29 protein-coding genes and 2 pseudogenes are annotated in these 23,185 nt (G+C 51.7%); 18 read left to right on the top strand and 13 right to left on the bottom strand.

Annotated elements, in window-relative coordinates:
- Nucleotides 1-127: 127 nt before the first annotated feature.
- Complete coding sequence (locus ACXR0M_RS19555) at nt 128-550, bottom strand: phage regulatory CII family protein (RefSeq protein WP_458833417.1); 423 nt, start codon at nt 548-550, stop codon at nt 128-130.
- A gap of 83 nt (nt 551-633) precedes the next feature.
- Nucleotides 634-846, bottom strand: a complete 213-nt coding sequence (locus ACXR0M_RS19550) for a Cro/CI family transcriptional regulator (protein WP_458833416.1) — start codon at nt 844-846, stop codon at nt 634-636.
- An 88-nt stretch (nt 847-934) separates the two neighbouring features.
- On the opposite strand from ACXR0M_RS19550, the gene ACXR0M_RS19545 reads away from it, so the two are divergent.
- The 7 genes from ACXR0M_RS19545 to ACXR0M_RS19515 all read left to right on the top strand — a co-directional run bounded on the left by ACXR0M_RS19545 (nt 935) and on the right by ACXR0M_RS19515 (nt 6,784).
- A complete protein-coding gene (locus ACXR0M_RS19545) occupies nt 935-1,591 on the top strand; it encodes a LexA family protein (RefSeq protein WP_458833488.1) in 657 nt (218 codons plus the stop codon).
- 97 nt (nt 1,592-1,688) lie between these two features.
- The gene (locus ACXR0M_RS19540; RefSeq protein ID WP_458833415.1) at nt 1,689-3,476 is read left to right on the top strand and encodes an ATP-dependent nuclease; all 1,788 of its coding nucleotides are present in this window, start codon (nt 1,689-1,691) and stop codon (nt 3,474-3,476) included.
- A gap of 4 nt (nt 3,477-3,480) precedes the next feature.
- Nucleotides 3,481-4,527 (top strand): DNA cytosine methyltransferase, encoded by a 1,047-nt coding sequence (locus ACXR0M_RS19535; RefSeq protein ID WP_458833414.1) that lies wholly within the window; start codon nt 3,481-3,483, stop codon nt 4,525-4,527.
- 437 nt (nt 4,528-4,964) lie between these two features.
- Nucleotides 4,965-5,216, top strand: a complete 252-nt coding sequence (locus tag ACXR0M_RS19530) for a DUF1654 domain-containing protein (RefSeq protein ID WP_458833413.1) — start codon at nt 4,965-4,967, stop codon at nt 5,214-5,216.
- A gap of 402 nt (nt 5,217-5,618) precedes the next feature.
- Nucleotides 5,619-5,921, top strand: a complete 303-nt coding sequence (locus ACXR0M_RS19525) for a hypothetical protein (RefSeq protein WP_458833412.1) — start codon at nt 5,619-5,621, stop codon at nt 5,919-5,921.
- Nucleotides 5,922-5,932: 11 nt separating this feature from the next.
- Nucleotides 5,933-6,223, top strand: coding sequence for a hypothetical protein (locus tag ACXR0M_RS19520; protein WP_458833411.1), 291 nt, complete (start codon nt 5,933-5,935; stop codon nt 6,221-6,223).
- Nucleotides 6,224-6,304: 81 nt separating this feature from the next.
- On the top strand, nt 6,305-6,784 hold the full coding sequence (locus ACXR0M_RS19515; protein ID WP_458833410.1) for a hypothetical protein: 480 nt from the start codon (nt 6,305-6,307) through the stop codon (nt 6,782-6,784).
- Nucleotides 6,785-6,822: 38 nt separating this feature from the next.
- On the opposite strand, the gene ACXR0M_RS19510 is transcribed toward ACXR0M_RS19515, so the two are convergent.
- Nucleotides 6,823-7,923, bottom strand: coding sequence for a putative phage abortive infection protein (locus tag ACXR0M_RS19510; protein WP_458833409.1), 1,101 nt, complete (start codon nt 7,921-7,923; stop codon nt 6,823-6,825).
- On the opposite strand from ACXR0M_RS19510, the pseudogene ACXR0M_RS19505 reads away from it, so the two are divergent.
- Nucleotides 7,889-8,542, top strand: a pseudogene (locus ACXR0M_RS19505) (DNA cytosine methyltransferase); the annotation flags it as partial. The gene ACXR0M_RS19510 and the pseudogene ACXR0M_RS19505 overlap by 35 nt on opposite strands.
- Nucleotides 8,543-8,807: 265 nt before the next feature.
- On the opposite strand, the gene ACXR0M_RS19500 reads toward ACXR0M_RS19505, so the two are convergent.
- Nucleotides 8,808-9,626, bottom strand: a complete 819-nt coding sequence (locus ACXR0M_RS19500; RefSeq protein ID WP_458833408.1) for an HNH endonuclease — start codon at nt 9,624-9,626, stop codon at nt 8,808-8,810.
- Between the two features lie 186 nt (nt 9,627-9,812).
- On the bottom strand, nt 9,813-10,610 hold the full coding sequence (locus ACXR0M_RS19495) for a hypothetical protein (protein ID WP_458833407.1): 798 nt from the start codon (nt 10,608-10,610) through the stop codon (nt 9,813-9,815).
- 205 nt (nt 10,611-10,815) lie between these two features.
- Between ACXR0M_RS19495 and ACXR0M_RS19490 the strand changes: the two genes are divergently transcribed.
- Nucleotides 10,816-11,058, top strand: a complete 243-nt coding sequence (locus ACXR0M_RS19490; protein ID WP_458833406.1) for a DUF4224 domain-containing protein — start codon at nt 10,816-10,818, stop codon at nt 11,056-11,058.
- A gap of 1 nt (nt 11,059) precedes the next feature.
- Nucleotides 11,060-12,109, top strand: coding sequence for a tyrosine-type recombinase/integrase (locus ACXR0M_RS19485; RefSeq protein ID WP_458833405.1), 1,050 nt, complete (start codon nt 11,060-11,062; stop codon nt 12,107-12,109).
- Between the two features lie 107 nt (nt 12,110-12,216).
- Here the strand turns inward: ACXR0M_RS19485 and ACXR0M_RS19480 are convergent, their stop codons facing one another.
- Together ACXR0M_RS19480 and ACXR0M_RS19475 are read right to left on the bottom strand one after the other, a co-directional pair.
- Entirely contained in the window at nt 12,217-12,369 is a 153-nt protein-coding gene (locus ACXR0M_RS19480; RefSeq protein ID WP_458833404.1) for a hypothetical protein, read from the bottom strand.
- 96 nt (nt 12,370-12,465) lie between these two features.
- The gene (locus ACXR0M_RS19475; protein ID WP_458833403.1) at nt 12,466-13,371 is read right to left on the bottom strand and encodes a LysR family transcriptional regulator; all 906 of its coding nucleotides are present in this window, start codon (nt 13,369-13,371) and stop codon (nt 12,466-12,468) included.
- Nucleotides 13,372-13,528: 157 nt separating this feature from the next.
- Between ACXR0M_RS19475 and ACXR0M_RS19470 the strand changes: the two genes are divergently transcribed.
- The 4 genes from ACXR0M_RS19470 (at nt 13,529) to ACXR0M_RS19455 (ending at nt 16,094) form a co-directional block, all read left to right on the top strand.
- The gene (locus tag ACXR0M_RS19470) at nt 13,529-14,278 is read left to right on the top strand and encodes an SDR family NAD(P)-dependent oxidoreductase (RefSeq protein WP_458833402.1); all 750 of its coding nucleotides are present in this window, start codon (nt 13,529-13,531) and stop codon (nt 14,276-14,278) included.
- A 79-nt stretch (nt 14,279-14,357) separates the two neighbouring features.
- A complete protein-coding gene (locus ACXR0M_RS19465) occupies nt 14,358-15,320 on the top strand; it encodes a quinone oxidoreductase family protein (protein ID WP_458833401.1) in 963 nt (320 codons plus the stop codon).
- 201 nt (nt 15,321-15,521) lie between these two features.
- Entirely contained in the window at nt 15,522-15,791 is a 270-nt protein-coding gene (locus ACXR0M_RS19460; protein WP_458833400.1) for a DUF6555 family protein, read from the top strand.
- A gap of 60 nt (nt 15,792-15,851) precedes the next feature.
- Nucleotides 15,852-16,094 carry a hypothetical protein gene (locus ACXR0M_RS19455; protein ID WP_458833399.1) on the top strand — a complete coding sequence of 81 codons (243 nt, stop codon included), beginning with the start codon at nt 15,852-15,854 and terminating at the stop codon, nt 16,092-16,094.
- Between the two features lie 159 nt (nt 16,095-16,253).
- Here ACXR0M_RS19455 and ACXR0M_RS19450 read toward each other — a convergent pair.
- Nucleotides 16,254-16,442: pseudogene (locus tag ACXR0M_RS19450) on the bottom strand (hypothetical protein); the annotation flags it as partial.
- Nucleotides 16,443-17,261: 819 nt separating this feature from the next.
- Here ACXR0M_RS19450 and ACXR0M_RS19445 point away from each other — a divergent pair.
- On the top strand, nt 17,262-17,459 hold the full coding sequence (locus ACXR0M_RS19445; RefSeq protein WP_458833398.1) for a hypothetical protein: 198 nt from the start codon (nt 17,262-17,264) through the stop codon (nt 17,457-17,459).
- A 503-nt stretch (nt 17,460-17,962) separates the two neighbouring features.
- Nucleotides 17,963-18,181, top strand: coding sequence for a hypothetical protein (locus tag ACXR0M_RS19440; RefSeq protein ID WP_458833397.1), 219 nt, complete (start codon nt 17,963-17,965; stop codon nt 18,179-18,181).
- A 192-nt stretch (nt 18,182-18,373) separates the two neighbouring features.
- Here the strand turns inward: ACXR0M_RS19440 and ACXR0M_RS19435 are convergent, their stop codons facing one another.
- The gene (locus tag ACXR0M_RS19435) at nt 18,374-18,529 is read right to left on the bottom strand and encodes a LexA family protein (RefSeq protein ID WP_458833396.1); all 156 of its coding nucleotides are present in this window, start codon (nt 18,527-18,529) and stop codon (nt 18,374-18,376) included.
- A gap of 208 nt (nt 18,530-18,737) precedes the next feature.
- Between ACXR0M_RS19435 and ACXR0M_RS19430 the strand changes: the two genes are divergently transcribed.
- Together ACXR0M_RS19430 and ACXR0M_RS19425 are read left to right on the top strand one after the other, a co-directional pair.
- On the top strand, nt 18,738-19,877 hold the full coding sequence (locus ACXR0M_RS19430; protein ID WP_458833395.1) for an acyltransferase family protein: 1,140 nt from the start codon (nt 18,738-18,740) through the stop codon (nt 19,875-19,877).
- A 557-nt stretch (nt 19,878-20,434) separates the two neighbouring features.
- Nucleotides 20,435-20,902, top strand: coding sequence for a hypothetical protein (locus ACXR0M_RS19425; RefSeq protein WP_458833394.1), 468 nt, complete (start codon nt 20,435-20,437; stop codon nt 20,900-20,902).
- 283 nt (nt 20,903-21,185) lie between these two features.
- Here the strand turns inward: ACXR0M_RS19425 and ACXR0M_RS19420 are convergent, their stop codons facing one another.
- From ACXR0M_RS19420 to ACXR0M_RS19405, 4 genes are all read right to left on the bottom strand, one after another.
- Nucleotides 21,186-21,620, bottom strand: coding sequence for a hypothetical protein (locus tag ACXR0M_RS19420; RefSeq protein ID WP_458833393.1), 435 nt, complete (start codon nt 21,618-21,620; stop codon nt 21,186-21,188).
- Nucleotides 21,621-21,912: 292 nt separating this feature from the next.
- Nucleotides 21,913-22,152 carry a hypothetical protein gene (locus tag ACXR0M_RS19415; RefSeq protein ID WP_458833392.1) on the bottom strand — a complete coding sequence of 80 codons (240 nt, stop codon included), beginning with the start codon at nt 22,150-22,152 and terminating at the stop codon, nt 21,913-21,915.
- 184 nt (nt 22,153-22,336) lie between these two features.
- Nucleotides 22,337-22,558: a PLDc N-terminal domain-containing protein gene (locus tag ACXR0M_RS19410; protein ID WP_458833391.1), complete on the bottom strand. Its 222-nt coding sequence runs from the start codon at nt 22,556-22,558 to the stop codon at nt 22,337-22,339.
- Nucleotides 22,559-22,641: 83 nt separating this feature from the next.
- Nucleotides 22,642-23,139 carry a YciE/YciF ferroxidase family protein gene (locus ACXR0M_RS19405; RefSeq protein WP_458833390.1) on the bottom strand — a complete coding sequence of 166 codons (498 nt, stop codon included), beginning with the start codon at nt 23,137-23,139 and terminating at the stop codon, nt 22,642-22,644.
- Between the last annotated feature and the right edge of the window lie 46 nt (nt 23,140-23,185).

Here is a 23,185-nt window from a genome sequence, read left to right as displayed (position 1 = left end):
CGAACTCTGAAACCGTGTCGCGACATTGTTCTGGGTATTGCTAGAATTTGGCTGGCTCTGCATAATCGGGCCTCTTTAGTTTTGCGAATCAGCCGACCTTCTCCGTCGGCTTTTTTGTGCCCGGGATTCAGGCAGCCTTCACCGAGGCATACATCACGTCTAGGCTCTGCCGAACGTGATTGATCTCTTGGCGGATCAAGTTTTTCTCAAAAGAACTGACGTGGTTGTCATCCAGCGCCTGGTGAACCGCGATGGTCAGATCGGCGACCTCTTTGCCGACGTTGATCAGCGAATTGGTGAGCGCTTGCGGCTCCGGCGCCGACTTCGATACCAAGTCAAAGCCGAACTCATTGGCCAAGGCCAGCAACGGGCGCATATCGCCTGTATGCAACAAGACCCCGAACAGGTGCTCCACGGTAAGATGGTGTGCCTCATTATCCGGATTCGCGCGTTGAAGCAGGCCAACGTGCGGAATACCCATCTTTGCCGCCAATGTTTTGGGGCTATTGCCCTTGACTGCTGCCTGGCACGCGTCCAAAAAGTCTTCCATTCGTAAAACCTCAAATTTGTTTCCGTGGCGCCCTGCCGAGACTGGGGCGAATATTTCATCAATCGGTTGATGGGTAAGGCATCTCAAGCTGCGGACTGCTGATCCTTTTGGCGCGTACAGAGGTCTCGAGCCGTGATTTTTCCGCCCGTCAGCTCCTCCGCTTTAAATGCCTTTTCAGCCCCCATCGTGTGAATGCCGGCAACCCAGTACGAGACTGCGGCCTGGGAAACATCTAGGGCCAAAGCTGTCTTGGTTTGCCCGCCAAAAAAGTCGACGAGTTTTTCAATTGGGGTCATGCAAGAAACCTCCAAATAAGCATGCTTATATCCTAAGTAGAAGGAAACTTATTTGCAAGCCAATAAGGGAACTTATAAATTCCAACGAATGAGCACACTCGCCGAACGAATCAAATCCGCGCGGAATCACGCAAAGCTGACGCAGAAGGCCCTTGCAATGAAAGTGGGCGTTGAGCAGCCGGTGATTTCGCAGCTGGAAACAGGAAAAAACCTGCAAAGCGCACATCTGCCAAAAATCGCGCATGTATGCGGGGTTAATGCCATATGGCTCTCTGAAAACATCGGTCCTATGACTGGCGGGAGCATTAGAGAATCGAACGTTGGTGATACCCATCAACCTGTCGAGTCCTACCGTTACCCGGTGATTAGTTGGGTAGCCGCTGGCGCGTGGGCCGAAGCGGTTGAACCCTACCCTGCCGGATTCTCAGATCGGTATGAATTTTCCGAGTACGATTCGAAGGGGGCGGCTTTTTGGCTGACCGTCAAGGGGGACTCGATGACAGCGCCGGCCGGTCAAAGCATCACTGAAGGCACGCTTATATTGGTCGACACAGAGGCAGAGGTTGCCCCAGGTAAACTAGTAGTGGCCAAACTACCAGATAGCAATGAAGCCACATTTAAGAAGCTAGTCAGCGACGGTGGGCGATTGTTCTTGAAGCCGCTGAACCCAAGCTATCCTATTGAACTATTTGATGAACATTGCCGAATTGTAGGTGTCGTCGTTCGTGCATTGCAGAAATTTTAAAGCCTCTAAACCGAATGTTTCCATAAATTCGGCATCGCGCCTATGGCATTGTTTTCGCTCACAACAATTTCTCAAAACTATATGAGCAGTAATAGAAATGGACATCAACGAAAAGCTGAAAATAGTATTTGACGCAGGCAAGTGCGAACCAACCATACGCCACATTAGATTCCCATACTTCAAAAACTTAAGCCCTAACCTGCAATTGAACTTTACAACTCCGATTACCGCAATAGTAGGCAGCAACGGAGCAAACAAAAGCTCAGTATTAAGAGCTTTAGCCTGCTGCCCGCATCATGAGAACATCGGGGATCATTGGTTTTCTACTGACATTGACCCAATTGACGAGTCGGGAGGACGGCCGCGCTACATATTTGGATACATAGACCCGTACTCGCGTAAGACTGTTGAAGTAATTCAAGTGAGAATCAAGAAAGCCTCTAATCCAGACTATTGGGAGCCTTCGCGTCCACTGCTTCAAGATCAAATGGAGAAGATGCCCGAGATAAAACCGGGTGAAAAACTAAAAGGCCGCAGCAAAACCAGGTGGTCAGGAATAACAAAAGAATTAGAAATACTTGATTTTCGAAGCGAGATCAGTGCCTTTGACAAGCTTTTTTATCATGGCGATATGACAGGACAACTTCGAAACAGAACTGCTAAAGAGCACTTGCGCTCCAGATCTAAATATTTGAAGCGCGTTATAAATGAAGATCTGCAAAGTTTTCGACCGTTTAGGGCAAAGCAAGAGACAATTTTCTCAAACACTCAACTACCGAAACGTCAGCTAGATGTAATTTCAAATATACTGGGTCGCACCTACGTTAATATACGGCTTATAAAACACAGACTATTTGAAAGTACATCATACACTGCAATCATGCAGACCACGGCGCTTCAATATAGTGAAGCATTCGCTGGCAGCGGCGAATTTGCAGTAGTAATGTTGGTACATAAAATAATGGATTTAGAACCAAACAGCCTAATTGTTCTTGATGAGCCGGAGGTTTCTTTGCACCCCGGGGCGCAAGTCAAGCTAATGGAGTTCCTCACTCAACACTGTTTAGAAAACAAGCATCAGGTATTTATTGGCACTCATTCTAAATACATAATCGAAAAGTTATCCCCGGAATCCATAATTTTACTTCAAACAGATCCTGTCACCCAAAAAATAATTTCAGAACAAAATATCAAGCCTAGTGAAGCATTCTTCCATTTAGGGTTGAATACCGAACACAAAAAAAGAGTTTTTGTTGAAGATCAACTTGCAGCAGCACTTGTTAAAAAATGCCTAAGAACTTTAGGTGAAGCTGCAATGAACCAGTTCGAGATAATTGTTTTCCCAGGGGGCGCTCCATCAATATTTGGAAAGTGCATGACCGGCTTGGTGCAAACTGGGGACAGCAAATCTTTGTTTTTCCTTGATGGTGATCAGAAACCAAAGAAAAATATCATATTGCCTCAAGAAATTCCCGATATAAAACATGATGATATTCGCGAGCAAATCTTCAATCTTACTGGCATTAAGCATCTTGAATTCGCTCTAGACGGAGGAAATGATCCTAGCGCGGGCGAAAAAAGAAAGGTCTTGGAGCGCAAATATCTAGATTATGCTTTACCTAGAACATTTTATCTTCCTTGCGCCAATCCTGAGATTTTCGTTTGGGAAAATATGCCAGAAGATCAAAACACAAAAAAATGTGGTAAACTACAGCCTAAGGAACGATTTAACGAACTAACAAAACTTGAAAAAGGGCTCAGTGAGTTCGAAAAAACAACAAGCACCGAGATCCTAGAAACTCAAATAAGAAAGCTCGCATTAATCAAGGACAACAACCCTGACCTTCAAGCAATAACAAACATCTTAAAAGAATTTATTGAGTAAAAAAATGAGTATTGATGTATTTGACTTTTTTTCTGGATGTGGCGGAACCAGCTCTGGCTTTCGCCAGGCTGGGTTCAACATCAAGATGGGGTTAGATATCGATGCTGACGCGAGGGAGACATTCACTACTAATTTCCCTCGCGCGCACTTTATACAGGACGACATTAGAACTGTTGATGTGAAATGCATCTCCGACCTAGTAGGGAAGCGTCGCAATCCTATTTTGTTTAGCGGTTGCGCTCCCTGCCAACCATTCTCAAAGCAAAATAGACAAGCCAGCGCATCAGATACCCGAATCGATCTACTTGATGAGTTTGGTCGTTTTGTAGAAGAGTGGAAGCCAGAATATGTATTTATCGAAAATGTTCCTGGCATGCAAAAGAAAGCTGCAAAAAGTGAAACATTCAAACGTTTTACAGAGCTACTAATTCGCTTAGGTTACAAATATGATGCACAAGTAGTTGAAGCTCAATGGTTTGGTGTTCCTCAAAAAAGGACCAGATTGGTGCTTCTTGCAACGCTGCAGGGTGAAATTGTCATTCCTTCCCAAACACATGGCAAAGAGAATCGCAAGTATTCGACGGTCGCAGATTGGATTTCAGACCTTCCACCTCTACAGAGTGGGCAAACTGATAACAACGATCGCGATCATTTTTCTATGCAGCTATCGCAACTAAACTTAGAAAGAATCAGAGCAACGCCTGAGGGAGGTGGTCGAGAGCATTGGCCTGATAATTTAATCCTAAATTGCCATAAAGGCTATAGTGGCCACAGCGACGTCTACGGTCGACTCAGTTGGAATAAACCTGCCGTTGGACTAACCACTAAATGCATTAGTTATTCAAATGGACGGTTCGGTCATCCAGTAGAAGATCGTGCGCTGAGCTTGCGCGAAGCTGCATGCCTTCAAACGTTTCCTCGAGATTTTGTTTTTTTTGGCTCAAAACAATCTAGGGCTCGGCAGGTCGGGAACGCTGTTCCTCCCTTAATGGCTTACGCGGTAGCTGAGCAAATAAAAAAACACTTAAAATCGAAAAGCGTTGCTGATTAACAAAAGCTCTCTAGTGAGTTTTTCAGCACACGCGTTTCACTCATGCCTACCTTTATTTCATCCCTCCTCTGCGCCCCCAGGCTCTAGCCTCGAGACATACATAAAAGAACGTCGCCTCCTACAGCCTCTTGTCCTCATCGATCACGCCGACTTTCTTGTACGCACCCACTAGCTTCAGAACCTCCTCGTAACGCTCCCTAGCTTCCATTCGGATTTCGAGGCCCTCAAGGAGTTTTCGCGAAGCGGCCAACGCCTGTATTTCCCGGTTGTCGCTAAGGTAAGTCACTTGATGGGCTATGAATCGGAGGAGACCTTCATTCCTCGTGCTTGCTGCCGCCGAGATGCGGTTCCGACCCCAAAGTGCCCTTCCCCACCCTTGCCAAATTATAACGGCCGCAATACTGTATGCACATACAGCTTAAAGCAAGGAGCTATCAATGCCCGCTACCGCTTCTCCCGTAATGCAATCCCAAGATTCCTACGTAATGGTAGGTCGCCGCATCCAGAGACTGATCACAGCGCCGAATGTGCAAAAAGTTCAGGTCGTAACCGTCGCTCGCAATGACGATGAAAGCCCGGAAGCTTGGCAGCAAGTGATTCAAGAGATCGGAGAGACTAACGGGGTACGCATCGAACATTTGGACGGGGGCGCCGTAAGGATCGGGTGGCGAGGCTATTGCGAAGGTTAAAACGAGCCCGCCGTTGAGCGGGCTTTTTATCGTGCATACGAAAAAATATAAGCATGCTTATTGACGATCAAAATAAGTGCTCTTATATTTGAGCCCAAGGCAACGCAACACCGGCCCAGCAGCGAAAGCCGCGCCGCTCTTTCACAATCTGGAATCTTCGCGGATCGATCCCCGGAAACGGGAACAGCGCGAAACACAAATTTCGATCCCCATGCCAGCTCTGGAACTGGCCGGGCTCCCTCATGAGAGCACGCAAAGTTGCACAGCCACCCGATGTGACGCCAGTTGCGGCAGCGGGCAGAGAGAGGACTCCGGCGTTGAAGTGCAGCGAGAAACGGAAAGCATCACTGAGCAGCCTTCTCACGAGGGCTGCTTGGGATGACAACCGATAGGTAATCAACCATGAAGCACGCAACAGAGATTGCTCAGGTCGAGATGCACCCACTGATGCAGCAGCGCCGGGACATTCTCAACGCCTTGTTTGTTCGCTCCCACGCAGCCCGTGGAGAGTTCGCCCGACTTGCAGGTCTGGCGGCGCCAGATAAGAAAGTGCGCTTTCAGGTGAAGACAGTCGGCAATGCCTATCACATCATTGATCTGGTCACCGGAAAGACCAAGGCTTTCCGCTTCAATTACCAGGTAGCAGTGAACATGGCGATCGCATTCGAAAAGCAGGCTAATCGCTTGGCGGAAGGTGTGCATTGATCGGTGCACCAATGCCAAACCCACGAAACCAGTTGCTCGACAACCTGAACCAGCAACTTGATCAGTTCTTCGGTTCCAGCGGTAAGGCTCAGCAAATCCCCAGTGGCGTCACTGGCGATCCAAAGCTGGCATCCACACCGCACCACGACCGTCTGCGCGTCGAGCGCAACAAGATCGCCCCGAAGGTTCGCGAACTGGCCGAAGCCGGCAAAACCATCAGCGAGACGGCCAAGACACTGCACATGCACGTCAAGCGGGTTGCGCTAATCGCCAGCGAGAACGGATTCAAGTTCAACTCATGAAACGCATCAGTAACCGGGCGACGACGCGCCGCCGACAGACCTGGCTGGACAAGCCGGCCAGCGGAATTGAAGAGGTAGGCCATGGCTTCGACGCAGGAAGATCGAACAGCCAAGCTTGCCGAAAAACGGCAGGATCTGGGCGAAAAGGAGATGCGGCACACGATTCCGAATGTCGCTAGGCAAATGCTCGACGAGCTGATGCTTTGGCATAAGGTCGAGGAAGTCAGCGAGGCGGTTCAACTGCTGGTGCTGAATGCCAAGGCTGACGATGTTCCGCCGGCCCCGCCGAAGCCCAAAGGCCCATCGGCGATCGTTCGGCACTACTTCAGGCAGGGAATGCGCGGCCGACTCACCGCGCTCACCGCCGATCTGGGTGAGACGAAAGATCGAGTAACCATCTGGCGCCTGATCGCACACGCGCACTCGCTCGGCGCCGAGAAATCCGCGCCACTCTTCGAAATTAAGCGCCACGAATACGAGATATCGGAAACCGTGGCGCGCAAGTTACGGCAAGCGGGTTTCGCCGAGTCGCTCCAAATGAACGTAAAAGACCATGAGTGAAACGTAACGCTTTTTAGCTACTAAAATAATAATCAGGCTCAACCTCGCCCATCGGTATCATCGAGGTATCTCGATCGTATTAGACTGACAACGTCTACCATTTCCATATCTTCATAATCGGCGTAGGCAAGTTTATTAAATAGATCAGAAATATCTCCATTACCTCCAACAACTGACAGCTCCAATGTTTTCAACATAGAATATTTCTCTACGTAAAATTTAAGACCGTCACCTTGAGTCGCCAAGCAATTTAAAAAAAGACATGCAACCTCGCTACTACTCAATTGCGCCCTCAACATATTGGCATAGTTCCTCTGAGAGCGATATGAACGTAAAGCACGCCTAATCTCCATCCCAGCCCGTGATTTTTTTGACGAGCCGAAAGAAGCGCTACCGAAGGCATCAACATACTTCAGTATCTGATAAATATTCCTATAATAATGTCCTACAGAGCCTACATATGCATCAAGAAACGCCTGAGAGTTACCTCTAACTTTTTCTACCTGAATTTCAATTGGCACAAGAGAATGAGGAACAAGATCTAGCTTGCCCAAATAATATCTTGATAGATACTTAAATGCCTCCTCGCCCTCCAACACCCTGGCGTTAGGGCCAAATCCTAATTTAATTCTCATATTCCTTGAAAGAGAGGAGTGCATATCAAGCAACCTAAAAAAAACCGATTCAAAGTTTTGCTGTCTAAAAATATCGCTCTGTTTGTTTTGTATATCTTGAGCTTCCCTAGCATCTTCGCGGGCGAGCGAAAGCTCTTCTCTCTGTAGAGACAGATTATAAAGAACTGCAATAAGAGCACAAAAACTCAGCAAAGGATTTAATATTCCACCGATAAAATCTCCAAGCTGCCCCCAATATTGCGCCGTCTCAGGGTGCTTAATGGATACCCACCACAAGTCCAAACCGAATTGAAAGTGTGCAATAACTAACGCACCTACTAGTGCAGAAATCACTAACGCCAACAACCCAAGAAGATAGATGTAATTCCTGCGCATCCAATCCCATCGGCCCAGCTTCCTTGCCCGTGTTGAAAATCGCATCGTGTTTACCATTGAGATAAATGAACAACTATACCGGCCAGGAGCCATCATGCCCATCACATATGGAAGCGTCTGCAGCGGCATCGAAGCCGCGACACAGGCCTGGCACCCGCTGGGCCTGCGCGCCGCTTGGTTTGCCGAGATTGAGCCGTTCCCCTCGGCTGTCCTGGCCCATCACTACCCCGACGTGCCCAACCATGGCGACATGACCAAGCTGGCTGCCTTGGTGTTGGCCGGGAAGATACCCGCGCCGGATGTTCTGGTCGGCGGCACCCCGTGCCAAGCCTTCAGCGTGGCCGGGATGCGCGAAGGACTCACCGACCCGCGCGGCGCCCTCACCATCAAATACGTGGAGCTCGCAGATGCAGTTGACTATGTTCGAGCAGGCCAGCGAAAGCCGCCCTGCGTCATCGTTTGGGAAAACGTCCCCGGCGTCCTCAGCGACAAAGGGAACGCCTTCGGATGCTTTCTTGGCGCGCTTGCTGGGGAAGACTGCGAACTGCAGTCTTCAGGGAAGAAATGGTCGGACGCTGGTTGTGTGTATGGACCCAAAAGAACAATCGCGTGGCGGGTCTTGGACGCCCAATATTTCGGCTTGGCCCAACGACGCCGGCGTGTGTTCGTTGTCGCAAGTGCTCGAGACGGGTTCGATCCCACCGAGGTACTTTTTGAGCGAGAAGGCCCTCGCAGGGATCGGTCGCCGGGATGGCCGGAGAAGCTCGCAGTTCATCCTACTCTCACGGCACAAGGGGGAGGCTCTCTCGATGACCGAGAGGCATATGTATTGGAGTCCGCTGGAGTACGAAGAACCAGCGTGATTGAGTGGGAGCGCTGCCAAGGCCTACCTGACAATTACACACGGATCCCATGGCGTGGAAGCCTAGAAAATGCTTGTCCCGACGGCCCGCGGTACAAAGCAATTGGTAATAGTAAAGCAGTTCATGTTGTTCGGTGGATCGGAGCAAGGATCATTTCGGCGTGTCACCTTCTATAGCACGTTGTATTTTAAGTTTAATCTCCCGATAGGTATCCGAACTATTACGCATATGCACATGAACGACCGAATGACAGTTTGAGCATAACAAGGCAAAATCATTTGCAGTCACCTTTGTGCCAGAAGGAAGAGTCGAAACCGCGACTTTATGATGCGCTTCAATATATTCAACATTATATTTGACTCGAAAATCCAACTTGCAAATTTCGCATTCAAATCTTCCATTGGATTTCAAAAACGAAACAACCTCTTTACTACGCTCTGAAACCAAATGAGTTACGTACTTCTTGCCCCCCTCAACGAAATCCGGTTCGTATTTCTCAATGATTTTATCTCCCTTAAGATCCTTTCTTATTAACTCAACACTATCACTGCCTATTTCTGAAACCTCAAATACCCCTTCAAACCTCCAAAAAGCTCTGCGATCAGACAGCAACACGACAGGATAAGAATATTGAGGTTGATTAATAAGCGATCGATTTGCTTTCTCCGTCAAAGAGACGATCCCTTTCCGAGCTTTGAAAGAATATCTGTAACGCTCGTTATCAGCCCCCATCCAGCCGTCACCGCTATAACTTCCAGGCCGCACCTTCAGTATTACTCCTGCTAAAACTGGAAATTCTCCAACCCAATTTATTCCCTGCTGCGGAGTGTTAGCGATCAAAAGCTCTTTTCCGTACCAATGATCCGAGCCTTCTACTTTAGATAGTCGAATTAAATCGAAAATTTCTCTTTTTGGAATCAATACGCCGAGATCGGCTTCTAACAAATCCAAAAAGTTGTCTTTTTTCATGGTTCCCTCCATACAAAAACGAAAATTATTTATGAGCCTGCATACTGACAGAAAACAAACCGGCGAGCCGCCGCATGCTAGCCGTTCGTCTGCATTTTTGATGGTTATTTCGCCAAGCCTCGCCCTCGACCGCTAGTAACGAGTTAATCAAAAACTGCAAATATCTACTCACCCTACATTTGCTTATTAGTTGCATTTCCCGATCTTGCAGAGGCCTGGTAAAAAACTGGGAAGATAAGCATTTCGCAATTCAGTAAGCTTTTCAGAATTTCTAGGAACTATCGAAATAACGCCATTGAACTGGTCGTCATATACACCACCCAAAACAATTAAATCACCATATGCAGAGAGGATCGCATATTCCCTTTCGTTCATACTCACCGTTTGGTAGTCACTCCTAAACTGAGCAAACCCTTGTCCCGCACCATGCACCATAAGCGCTAGAAGAACTAGCACAACGGCAAGTAAAATATGAAATATCCGCTTATTTCCCAAGTCCAGTTTTTTTAATGCCTCCCGAACTATTGAGCGCTCGGTTAAACCCTCGAGTTCAGCAGCTCGAATTAAAGTCCCCCTCAGTCCATATTTCAAACCTTTGAGCAGGATGAACGCGTATTTTGAGACAGCAAAAATGAAAGACGAAATAAATGCAATGATAAAAACTTTTGAGTGAAACCCTGTAACACAAACACCTATGAGCGCCATTACGGGTAAAAAAAACTCCAAACCCAACACCCTCACCTCTTTTGATTCGTCACTCATCACCCTGAACACACCAATAGAAAATAAGATTACGGGGATCAATAAAATCACTGAGCACGCTAGCGAGACAACCATTGTTTTTAAATCAATAGAAATGAAAGAGTAGGAGTAGCCAAACTCTCCAGCGTAACCGACTTCAAACATCAAAGCGCCTACAAATGAAATCAAAGGAAGGACGGCAAGGAGCACGCTTTCCCTAAGAAAAAAACTATTCACCATCACCTTCTATATTTTCCATATGAACTTCTACTCAATATACAAGATTGTAGATCCGCGAGCGAGGCTCACTTATGCCCAATCTACGAACGATATCCACAGCAACCTCTCGCTAGCACTTGTGAGTCTCCTATAACTAGCTAACAACATCTTACTCTAAGCGAAATAGCCCATCCCACTTTCCGCCGCAACGTGCGGTATGGAGCACCACATGGAAACAGAAATTCTCTCCGACGAAGAGCTGGCCGAACTCACTGGCTACAAGGCCAGAGCCTACCAGCGCCGCTGGCTGATTGATCGCCAATGGGTGTTCGTCGAAAGCCGGGGCAAGCGCCCGCTGGTGGGTCGCATGTACGCCCGCATGAAGCTTGGCATGATCAGCCCCACCATCGCCGACTCGAACCTGCCACCGGCCACGCCGGCATGGACGCCAGACTATTCGCGAGTGAACTGATATGCGCCCCCGCAAGGCCGACACACGTAATTTGCCACCTCGAATGTACCAGTGGACGCGAACACGAAAAAGCGGAAAGGTTTGGATCGCCTATTACTATCTGGACATGACAGGTAAGGCGATCCCGTTGGGCAAGGATCTGGACTCGGCCAGGGTCAAATGGGCGGAGCTGGAGGCGAAGGAAAAGCCGCTTGATCTACGCACCATGAAAGGCATCTTCGACCGATATATCCGCGACATCGTATCGAAAAAAGCGGCACGGACGCAGAAGGACAATTTGGCGGAGATCAAGCAGCTTCGGCCGATGTTCGACAGCGCTCCCATCGACTCAATCACCCCAGCAACTATCGCAGGGTACCGCGACGCGCGGACCGCCAAGGTTCGAGCGAATCGCGAGATTGCCACCCTCTCCCACGTTTTCAACATTGCTCGAGAATGGGGACTGACGACCAAAGAAAATCCCTGCCAAGGCGTGCGAAAAAACAAGGAAACGCCCAGGGACTATTACGCAAATGATGTGGTTTGGGATGCTGTTTACATAAAGGCAGCTCAAGAGCTGAAAGACGCAATGGACTTGGCCTATCTGACCGGGCAAAGACCGGCAGATGTCTTGGTCATGAGGAGGGACGATGTCGAGGGAAATTACTTGGGTGTGCAGCAGAACAAGACACACAAAAAGCTGCGTATCCAGATGACTGACGGTGATGAGCCAAACAGTCTGGGCCTGTTGATCGGGAAAATGGCTGAGCGCAATGCTCAGCATATTTGCAGCTATCTGATCTTGAGCTCGCGCGGCAAACGGATGACGGCGAAGATGCTTCGCGATCGATGGGACGACGCCAGAGAAAGGGCCAAGAAAGAAGCTGAAGAAAAAGGCGATGTTCAGCTGGCGGAGAAAATCGGAGGCTTCCAGTTCAGAGACATCAGGCCGAAAGCGGCGTCGGAAATCCTCGACGTCGGCGATGCGAGTTTACTCTTGGGGCACACCAAAGGAGACATTACCGAACGCGTCTATCGACGAATTGGCGCCATTGCCAAGCCATCGAAATAGCCCCAAAAACCGTTACAAAACTCAAAATCCGCCCCTTGTAGAATGCGGGCTGTAGAGGTGTCAAAAAATAAACGTATCGTAACGAAAAGTGGCTACAGGCCTCGGTTTCATTGGCTTTGCATATCGGTCTTGAAAACCGTCGACTGTAACAGGTCCATGAGTTCGAATCCCATCGCCTCCGCCATCTTATGTACGACAAAGCCCTGATTATTCAGGGCTTTGTCGTTTCTGGCATTCAGGAAATCAGCTCCGCTCTCCATGGATCGCTTCCGCATCTTTTCAGCTATTTGCGCAACCCTTCTCTTCCGACATCACTGGTTCGCCCTCGACACATCTGAAAATGTGGACGTTGGCATTTATCGCAATCCCTTCGACTCGAACAATTCGATTAGCCAATCGACGAAGACCCGTACGCGCGCGCTGAGGTGACGGTTTGGGGAATAGACGATGTAAATGGGGTTGGGCTCCAGTGACCAGTCTTCGAGCAGAGGCACTAATGCGCCGGACTGGAAATGTGGCTGTGCCATGAAACGCAGGGTCTGCAGCACACCCAGACCTGCCAATGCCGCAGCCAGCACTGCATTGGAGTCGTTGACGGCGACAAAGTAATCGGCGTCGATGTTCAGCCGCTCCCCATCCCTGACGAACTCCACAGCCATGCGGCGGTTGGTGCCGGCGAAGAAGTAACGCACCATCTGGTGGCCGCTTTGCAGATCGCTGGGGTGCCGAGGGGTGCCATGGGCCTCCAGGTAGCCCGGTGTCGCGCAGGTCACGAACTGCAGGCTGCCCAGCCGTCTGGCGATCAGCGATGGGTCCGTCAGGCTGCCGCCACGGATCACGCAATCGACCCTGTCGCCCAGCAGATCCACAGGCCTGTCACTGACACCAATATCCAACTGCAGATCGGGATAACGTCGTTGAAATTCCGGCAGCGCCGGCAACACCAACATGGTCGCCATCGTCGATCCCATGTCCACTCGCAAGCGCCCATGTGGACGCGCATGGGCGCTGACGAGGTCTGATTCGGCTTCGAGCCATTGATCGACAACCCGCACCATGCGCTCGTAGTAGGCGGTGCCATCGTTGGTCAGCGAAATCCGTCGCGTCGTGCGATTGAGCAGTTTCACCCGCAGGTGACTTTCCAGCGCCTGGATCTGCTTGGTTACCGTATTTCGCGGCAGATTCAGGGTCTGCGCCGCTTTTACGAAACTGCCCGCCTCCACCACCTGAATAAAGGCTCGTACCGATGAGAAGTAGTCCATGCAAGTGCCTCGGGCTAATGGCATACAGTCAATTAGCCTCGCTATGGGAACAATGGTGTCCTTTTTAGCTAATTTATCCCGCCGATTCCATCCCATAAATTGATCTCACCCAAACACAGCTACCCACAAAGGCGTAGCGAATCAGGAGGTCAGACAAATGACTCAGCAATTGCAAGGCAAAGTGGCACTGGTCACTGGCGGTTCCCGTGGCATTGGCGCAGCCATCGCAAAACGTCTCGCCGCAGACGGCGCCCATGTGGCATTCAGCTACGCGAAATCGGCAGAGCAGGCAAAACAGATCGTCGACGAAATCGAACGCCAGGGCGTGCGAGCCCTGGCCATCCAGGCTGATCAGGGCGACACAGCACAAGTGACAGCGCTGGTCCAACAGGTGCATCAACACTTCGGCCGCCTGGACATACTGATCAACAGTGCCGGGATGTTCGTCACCGGTGCGGTGGGTGCCGTCGATGCCGATATCGCCGCGTTCGATCGTCAGCAGGCGGTCAATGTGGGGGGCGTAGTCACCGCCGTACGCACAGCCGTGGGCCTGATGAACGATGGTGGTCGCATCATCTCGCTGGGCACCACCGGTGCCGATCACGTTCCTTTCCCGGGAGCCGCCGATTACATCGCCACGAAGGCCGCCATCGCTGCGTACAGCCGTGGATGGGCGCGCGATCTGGGCCCGCGCAATATCACGGTGAATGTGATCCAGCCTGGCGCCATCAATACAGAGATGAACCCTGAAACCGCCGGTCACGCACCTTTCCTCGCCGGCCTTGCCGCGCTGGGACGTTACGGCCAACCCGAGGACATCGCCGCCGCAGTTTCCTTCCTGGCCGGCCCCGAGGCCTCGTACATCACCGGCGCCACGCTCAACGTCGATGGTGGCCAGAGCGCCTGACGCTTCAGGCCGCACTCAACGAGGGCGGCCTTCCTCAAGCAGCATTCTTCGTCAAACATCCTTCATCGCCGAGGCGGTCATGACTCAACGCATCCGGATTTACCAACAAGGCAGTCCCGAAGTTCTGCAACACGAAACCTTCATCCAGGAATCACCGGCGCAGGGGCAGGTACAGATACGGCACGAAGCCATTGGGGTGAACTTCGTCGATACGATGTTCCGCGATGGCACGTTCAAGGTGCAGCTACCCTGGAGCATGGGGGTGGAAGCGGCTGGCGTCATCGAGGCCATCGGACCGGGCGTCGAAACACTGAAAGTGGGTGATCGAGTGGGCTATTTCTTCGCCCACGGTGCCTACGCGCGCACCCGTGTCATCGAGGCAGGAGCCTTGATCAAACTGCCTGACGACATCTCCAGTGAAGAGGCTGCGGGCCTGCTGGCGAAGGGGCTGACCGCCTGGGCGTTGCTCAAACGTGTCCACCCGGTCAGGCCCGGCGAAACGGTGGTGGTGCAGGGAGCTTCGGGTGGAGTCGGCTCATTAGTGGCCAGGTGGGCGAAATCCATCGGCGCCAGGGTCATTGCGACGGTCGGCTCGGCAAGCAAGATCAGTACTGTCAAAGGCTGGGGACTGGACCACGTGCTGCATATCGCCGAGCCCCGATTGGCCGAGCAGATCCGCGCACTGACCGCGGGTGTCGGCGCCGATGTGGTGTACGACCTCGTGGGGCGACAGACGCTCGATTCCTCCATCGAGGCGCTGCGCGCGGGCGGTGTTCTGGTCCATGCTGGCAACGCATCCGGAGCGGTGACAGCCGATACACAGCGGTTGGCCGCGCGCAGCATCCGCTATCAGCAACCGACTACCCCGCAGTACGTCAACCCACAGAACCAGGATGCCGCGGCATCCGAGTTGTTCGAGCGCTACCGGGAAGGTGCATTGGGGCCGCTGACGCTCACACGTTATCGGTTAGAGGAGGCGGCTGAGGCCCATCACGCGATTATCCAGCGCAAGCACAGCGGCTCGATCCTGCTGATGCCCTGACCGTGCGGCAATAACTCCATGCGCTGGACTCCGTGTGCATGAAGGAAATTAAAAAACCTCTACAAACGAAGCGTTCACGTATAGATAAAACCACCCTAAATGTGAGAAAAATCATTAATTTAGCAATTGTCAGACAATTCTTTGAATTTTCTCCAGCAGCAAAAATCACTACCTCATGAGCCAAAAAAGGAGCGGTAACTCGTGAGTTCGGTAGATATTTTTGTGATTGAGTACAAGCTTCATGGAAGACCGAAGTCGTTTGTCATCCGCACCAAACTGATGAACAACGCAGAGGCTTGGCAGTGGGCGAGTTGCGACGCGGGTATTGCTCCGATACCCAAACCCGGACGCCCTCCTCTCAAGCGGTTCACAAAACCCATGGCAGAACGATTTGGAATCGCCGACGTGAAGTGGCGGGCCACCAGTGCTGTCACCTGGGAGGACACCGGAGCGACGCAAATGGAAAAATAATGCATCGCAGGAAGCGCTCTACATTTCGATAGAGCGCATCTCAAATGAATGGGAGGACACATGAAATCCAGATCCAGCCCCATAACCACATCCGATTGGTACGCAGCGACCGGCCGCAGTAATGAACTGTTTCAAGAGGCTGATCGACTCAATGCCATCGCCTACGAACTGCTAACCCATGCGGCCGACTCCCCCGAGGCAATGGAACGCTACAAAAACGCCAGAGATGCCGCGGATGCCAAAACACTGGAAGGCAAAAAAGCCTGGGACGAGGCAAGAGCGAGACTTAAAAGGCGTCAGTAAAAAAGCCCGCGCTGGGCGGGCAAAAGGGAGTCCACTTGTTCAGGCCCCTGATTCAGGGTCGCTGGCGGGTATGCCGCGAGGCTCCTTCACGTCGCCGTCCTGGACATCTGTGGTGTCAGTCTTCACAGACACCGGGGCACTTGCGCCACTCCCGGCTTTCGGGTGCTCTGCAGATACAGAGTTTGTCGCAGCTACGTCCGTCATATCTTCATCAATGGGCGCTTCGTCATCCGGCGGTAGCGGGATCTCCGAATCTTTAACCCGAGGATCATGACCTGTTTCATTGTCAGTCGAGCGGGTCACTGCCTGTTGCGATTGATTGCCTGGTGCATTCTCGTCGATTTCCATGATGCCTCTCCGATCGGTGCACGGGGGTTCGTGCTTAAACGTGTGAGGGAGGAAGGTCGCGACAAGTGCCGGTTATTGGACGAATGGCTGATCCGAGCGGCTTTGTGCAAAAGGTTTTAATAGGAACGTTCGTCTTTCCGAGCTGTCGGCCTGAGGCCTTCTCAACGTCAACGCCCTATGCATCGATCTCGCTGATCCCGTCTCGCGCCACCCTGCAGCAGATGGTGGTGCCAGGGTGCGCGGGCTGCCGGTGTTGATTCCGTACGTCGCGCTATCCGGCTATCGACTTCCAGACCTTCCGGAGGCTGTCCTGGCTACAAGTAAATTCGAGGCATAAAAAACCCCGCTTGATAGCGGGGCTCCCTTGAAATTCTAATTAGAGGTCTGACTCTTTAACCCATTCGAATGGCAGCGCCGAACTTCGAGTGCCATATTCGCTTTTGGTATGCGCACAAACGATAGTTCCATAACTCAAAAGGCACCCCTTGTAGAATGCAGTCTGTAGAGGTGCTGCAAAACAAAAGTATTGGAACGAAAAAGCGTCTTAGGCCGCGTATTCAGCGGCTTTCCATAGCGGTCTTGAAAACCGTCAACTGTAACAGGTCCATGAGTTCGAATCCCATCGCCTCCGCTATCTTTGATAACGACAAAGCCCTGATTATTCAGGGCTTTGTTGTTTCTGGCATCCTCAGAATCCATTCCCTCAGAAGAAGCGTTCCATAACTTTACCGTTTTTCCCCTTCTCCGGCGTCCTGCCGAACGTAAAACACTCTTCATGTAACACAGTGCTACGCCGGGTTCTTTCACGGAGGAAACCCAATGACAAATTCAGATCTGCTCCCTTCCCTTCTCTTTAAGATCAACGAAAATCAGCTCGCCCTCGAATCAGCCATCATGGAGTCGACGATCTGGGTCGAACAGCGCGGCTCCGCGGATGTCGACGAGAATGTACGCAGCCCGCTGGCTGCGTTTGATCGGAATGAAGAATTCATCAGACGACCCTGGTCGTGTCGCTGACTGCTGATTGACCTCGTTATTAAATTCGCATCTTCAAAAAAACATCTATCGTAGGAAGTGCAACTCAACTTTGCATCACCAAGGAGATGGTCATGTCAAAATCAAGTAGCGGAAAAGCAGGGGCAAATTCAGCGGGCAAATCTGGTGGGTCGAAAGCGCCAGTTGTTCCTAATCTGCCTAGCAAAACCGGAGCACCTTCAGGCGGCGGTCGTGGTAATGCTGCACCGAAAGGAAAGTAAACTTTGCCCCGGTGCCCCTTGTAGAGCATCGGGGCCGTTTGAAACAACCACCAGGTCAAGGTGACCCAAAAACCCACGCAACCAGTTGATATTAAAAAAGACATGGAATTTTTTAGAAGGTACAAAACGGCGTATTGCCCTATAAGAATCAATAATTTAGCGTTGTATATTCCTACAGCAGTCTCCTTTCCCCGGCGTCCTGCCGACCGTTAAATATCCTTTTAAATGCAGTGTTACGCTTGACCTCAAACCAGAGGATTCGCGATGCCATATTACGATCTGCTCCCTTCCCAACTGCTCAAGATCAACGAAAACCGACTCGCGCTCGAGGCGGCGATCATGGAATTGTCAGATTGGGTCGAGAAACGCGGCGGCAGCGAAGTTGCCGAAAACGTCAGGGGCGCCCTGGAGGCGATCGACCGCAACGAGGAATACATCAAAATGACGCTCGCGGCGATGATGATGATGATGGCTCCAGAATGATCAAGCCTCACGCACCATGCGAATGATCCCTGACGCTGTGCGTCAAAACTCCCCATACGTGGAAGTCGCCCCCTTCCAGAATGAAGCGATCAGCAAACCGCTTGTTGGCCGACCTGAGTACCGGAAGCCCCTGAACGACAGGAACTTCACCATCGGCTCTGGGTTCACCACACCAATCACAACATCACCGGCCTAGGCATCGAGTCCTTTGTCAACGATCAGAATGTCACCGCTGAACACCCCTGCGTCCTGCATGCTGTCGCCTTCGCATTTGACGAGGCAGGTTCCAGGCGCGCGGATGTTTAGCAGGTAATCAAGTGATATTTCGAGGTGATCGGGCGAGTCCATTGCCAGCCTCAATGCTGGATAAATAACCAGCACCGTATACGAATGCACCCTATTCAGCGAAACCTGACGAACGGATTAGATATCGAGGGAACTTTCTAGAGGGGCTGATGTAACCAAAAATACACAAATCTGTGCAATCGGATAGAATCCGCGCCATCGGCTGCCTGCACGCCCGTGCATGGAAGCATTAACACATCAAGGACAGATGATGAAAGCATCACTCCCTGCTCTGACATCACTGCGATTCTTTGCGGCTGCAATGATCGTGATCCAGCATTCGGCAAGTCACTTCCATATATTGGAGGGCTTCACGCAGAGGTTCACCCTGATCCAAGGGGTGACCTTCTTCTTTGTTCTGTCGGGGTTCATCCTGACCTATGCCCACAGCAATCTGTCGGGTGTTGGAAATTCCCTGAGATTTATGTGGGCTCGAATTGCTCGGGTATGGCCGGCGCACATTTTTACGATGGGGCTTTTGTATGTGCTGTGGGTGTACCCGTTCGCGACGGGCTTGGTAGTAACTGCTGAGCAGACAATCCTGAGCGCAACCCTCACTCAGGCATGGAGTCCGTGGCCGTCTGATTTCTTCGCCTTCAATGGTGTGGCTTGGACTCTGTCCGTCGAAATGTTCTTCTATGCGATGTTCCCACTGCTGATCATGAACTTCTCGAAGACCTGGCACATCAAGCTGGCTCTGTCGTTTGCGCTGGCCATGGCTGCCGTGTTCATAGCAGTGACCACCAACGCTCCCGCATACGGCACCGGTGAAGTTGTGACTACGGCGTCGTGGGTCTATATCTGGCCACCTGCTCGCCTGTTTGAATTTGTGCTGGGCATGGTCGCCGGCAAAGCGTTCCTGCTTTACGGGCACAAGATCAAAGACTCTGGGTTCAAGGCGATCGGCATGTCGGCGCTCCTGCTGATACTCGCAGGCTCCTACATAATGCCAGCGATTGGCTGGAAGCTCGCCGTGCACGGCCTGATTGGCCCTGCACTGAAAGGCTGGGTAACCGTCAGCAGTTCTTCGGTGTTTTATGCGGTCGGGCTTTTCCTTCTGGCATCCAGCACCGGTGTTGTGGTATCGATCCTGAGTTGGCGCCCGCTGGTACTTCTCGGCGAAATCAGCTTTTCGGTTTACCTCATTCACCAGATCGTCATCCGCTCATTGATGATCAATCCGGCATGGACAGAAGGCATTGATCCCGCGCTGGTCATGATCGGCTACTGGGCATTCACCATTGCGGCGTCATACCTGCTGTGGGTTGTGATCGAGAAGCCATGTCAGCGTGCAATGCTACGGCTCACAAAGCGCAAGCCGGTGACGGCTCAGAGCCTTCAAAAGGCATAAAGAAAACGGCGGCTTATGCCGCCGTTTCTCATTCGTATCAGGTTAATGAGTATCTAGGGTCGGGCCTTTTGGATCTTGGCCCTGAGACTTTTTGAAAGCATCCAAGTCAAAATCATCTCGCTCGCCGTGACTGTTTAAGAGGCATTCAGGACAGCTTGCAAGGTCAAGTAACTCTTCTCTTTATAGGCTTGAACGACTGATTGCCAAAGCCGCGATGCTCACACTGAACTATTATTTTCGGATTTTGCTATGGGTTGTAGAGTATGAACCCCAATGTTTATTGGGGTTCAACTAGCATGCACCACCCACAGATCTACTGCGAAACACACGCAGTGATACAAATATTGGTACAGGATTCACCCCTCTCCGGCGTCCTGCCGACCGAGCGCCAATCCAAATTCCTAAAGCTCGTCGCCTCACCCCTCCAGCGTCCGTGCCTCGATTACTGTCCATGCATACAGCACATGTATAGTAAATCTCTTCCCATGAATTTCGACCAAGCCAAATCTCTCCGGCTCCAGCAATGGTGCGCGACTCTCGACCACCAGGACTTTCGTATGCAGAACCCGAAGGCGCACCGGGAAACGCTTCATCAAATGGCTGCTGCACTGCATACAGAGGGATTGATCGACCAGTTTGAGCAGTTCGACATGAACGAGATGGCAGACGCCCCCCTCTGGTACGCTGCCGAGGAGCTGCAAAACTCGCCGGGCCAGTACTGCGGAGCGTCGCCCTATGATGTCGGACAGATCGACACCGGAAGGCTGCTTGGCAATATCAGCCGGTCGATCATCAACTTCGAAAGCGACGCACCACGCGGCGCCTCCTTTCCCTGCGACGGCAAGGTCTACTCTGACGCGGATGGAGCGCGGCTCCTAGGGTCTCTCCCAGAAGATTGGGACAATCTCGGGCCTGATGCTGGAACTGAACGGGCACCGGTACCAGTTGATCGAGACCGAACGGGTGATCAGCGGCGTCGACTACAAACCTATCGACGACCCAGACGCATACCGCGCGATGGTTGATGCAGCTCAGGTCGCCAAGAAGAGATAGACCTACGCGCTTTTGAGAAGGTACGACCGCACATCGAGTCAACGGCCTTCTGCATGTGTCCTGCCTCTGGATCGGCTTGGCGCTGGGGACGACTGCCCAATCTGCACCGGAAAAGGTTTTGTAAAGCTCCTTTTTCAACGGTTAAAAGGTAACCTGTGGCGACGACTCGACAAGCTCCCTCGCCACAGGTACAGCGTTCATCCTTAACTGACTGGCATTAGGCCCGCAGGCCAGGTTCTGCCTGAATTTTAATGGTCAGTACCGCTCCAACTGCCTTGTTTCGGTCTTGTTGCAGCGAATACACGAAAGTGTTTTGTGCGTATCGTTGCGGGAAACCTCAGTCATGTAGTGGTCTTCCTTCTTCACCTGAGTGAAGCCGCATCTGATGCATTTCTCCTTCACCTTGCAAAAGTCATCTGTGCCCATCTCAACAAAATCTTCATGCCTCACCTTTGAATCCTCGTGGCCGCAATGTACGCAGTTCCGAATCATCGTGCAGGTGTGATGGTTTTTGTAAGTGAACTCGCCAAACTCGTGTTTGTGTTTGGTTAGATGATCAAGGCAGTCAGGGCATGTCTTTTCCAGCAGACATGCCGGGCCATCAACTGCCTTGGTATATTCCCCGGCGTGTATACCGACTCCGCATTTAGCTTTGAGAGCCAGTTCCTTGACCTTGTCGAAAAATCCCATTTATTTCTCCGCCGCATTGTTCTTAACACCGATATGTCGTCGGCGAAGCTGAAAGCTTTAATAAAAACCTGCGCCAACCGAGTGGTCGGGGGGTCCGCGTCATCGACGACTACGATGCCAGTTACCCGAAGGAGCACATGCGCGAAACGCGGGTAGTGCTGTGCGACCCGCCATTTACGCTGCTGGAAGTCTGATTCAACTTGGTCACGTTTCTGACCAGACGGCGACGCCATGATCCTCGCGCTGTTTTACATGCCTGGCCTGATCCAGGAGCAGCTGTTCTGATTCGACGTCAGGAACCGAGCGGCCCTTCCAGTGAACGACCGTCCAGCGCAGGCATGGGATCAATTGAAACGCCCGCTACGGCGCTAATCCACGCCGTATACGCGGCGCTCTGCCGTGAGAATGTTTCATCCCATTGCGTGCCGGAAATCTCACCCGCAACGACCAGCATCATCAATTGCGTTGTCGCAGCGTCAAGTTCGACAAGAAGGACGTGGGCTCGGAATCTGAAGTCGTCTGATGGAATCATGGCTGCACTCTGTAAACGGGGCTGTCCTGGAGCCGGTGAGAAATCTGATTCCTGCTTGTATTTTACGCAAGAACCTGTACAAACATGATTCATTTGTACACCTTATGCGCAGCAAGTTTCATCACGCAGAGCGCATTCGACGAACTGCACCGCCTGAGTTTGGCCAGGTTGCCCCCGAGAACCATCACCCCTTGCTGTGCTCCGGCGATGAAGGCCCCTTGGTAATGCCGCGCGGCCCCGACACGCCCCAGATCACCACGCCCAGCAACGGCACCAGGAAGATCAGCGCTGTCCAACCTGCCTTGGTGGCGGACGGCTTGTCGCTGCGCATCACGCTGTTGAGTGCCCAAAGGTCCAACAGCAGGAGCAGGACCGCAGCGGCGATCCACACATATTCGGTTTGCATGATGGTTTCCTCCGTGTTGTTTTTAAACGCCACGGCCTCCGTGATCGCCGTGGCGTTTATATGGAAAGCGCTTCACCCCCTCATTATTTTTCGAGGGTCGCCGCCTGATTACCGCCCTGCTCGGCGATTTTCGTCAGCTTTTCATCGGCGCCTTTTTCTTCTGCCAGCGTGGCTTGCAGCAGGGTGACGGCATCCTCGAGCTTGAGGTGCTTGGCCATCGCGATGAGCGTGCCGTAGCTGGCGATTTCGTAGTGCTCGACCTTCTGCGCCGCACCGATGAGCGCCGCGTCCAGTACCGCGCCTTTTTCGATTTCGTCGAGCAGTTCCTTGGACTCTTCGACCAGCCCTTCCATGGCCACGCACTTCATGCGTTTGAGTTTCAGCCCGGCCAGTTCCACCAGTTGGTCGATGCGCTCGATCTGGCCCTGGGTTTCCTCAAGGTGCGAGGTGAACGCTTCGGCAAGCAGTGGATTGGTTGCGGCGCGCGCCAGACGCGGCAAAGCTTTGGTGATTTGCTTCTCGGCGCTGTAAACGTCGGACAGCTCATGGATGAACAGATCATCAACAGTTTTTCTAGCCATTTCTAACTTCCTTCTGATGGTTGGATAGTGTTCGGGGCGAGACGTT

The sequence above is a fragment of the Pseudomonas sp. Eth.TT006 genome (assembly GCF_054456575.1).
This window is presented reverse-complemented; position numbering and strand designations above follow the sequence as displayed.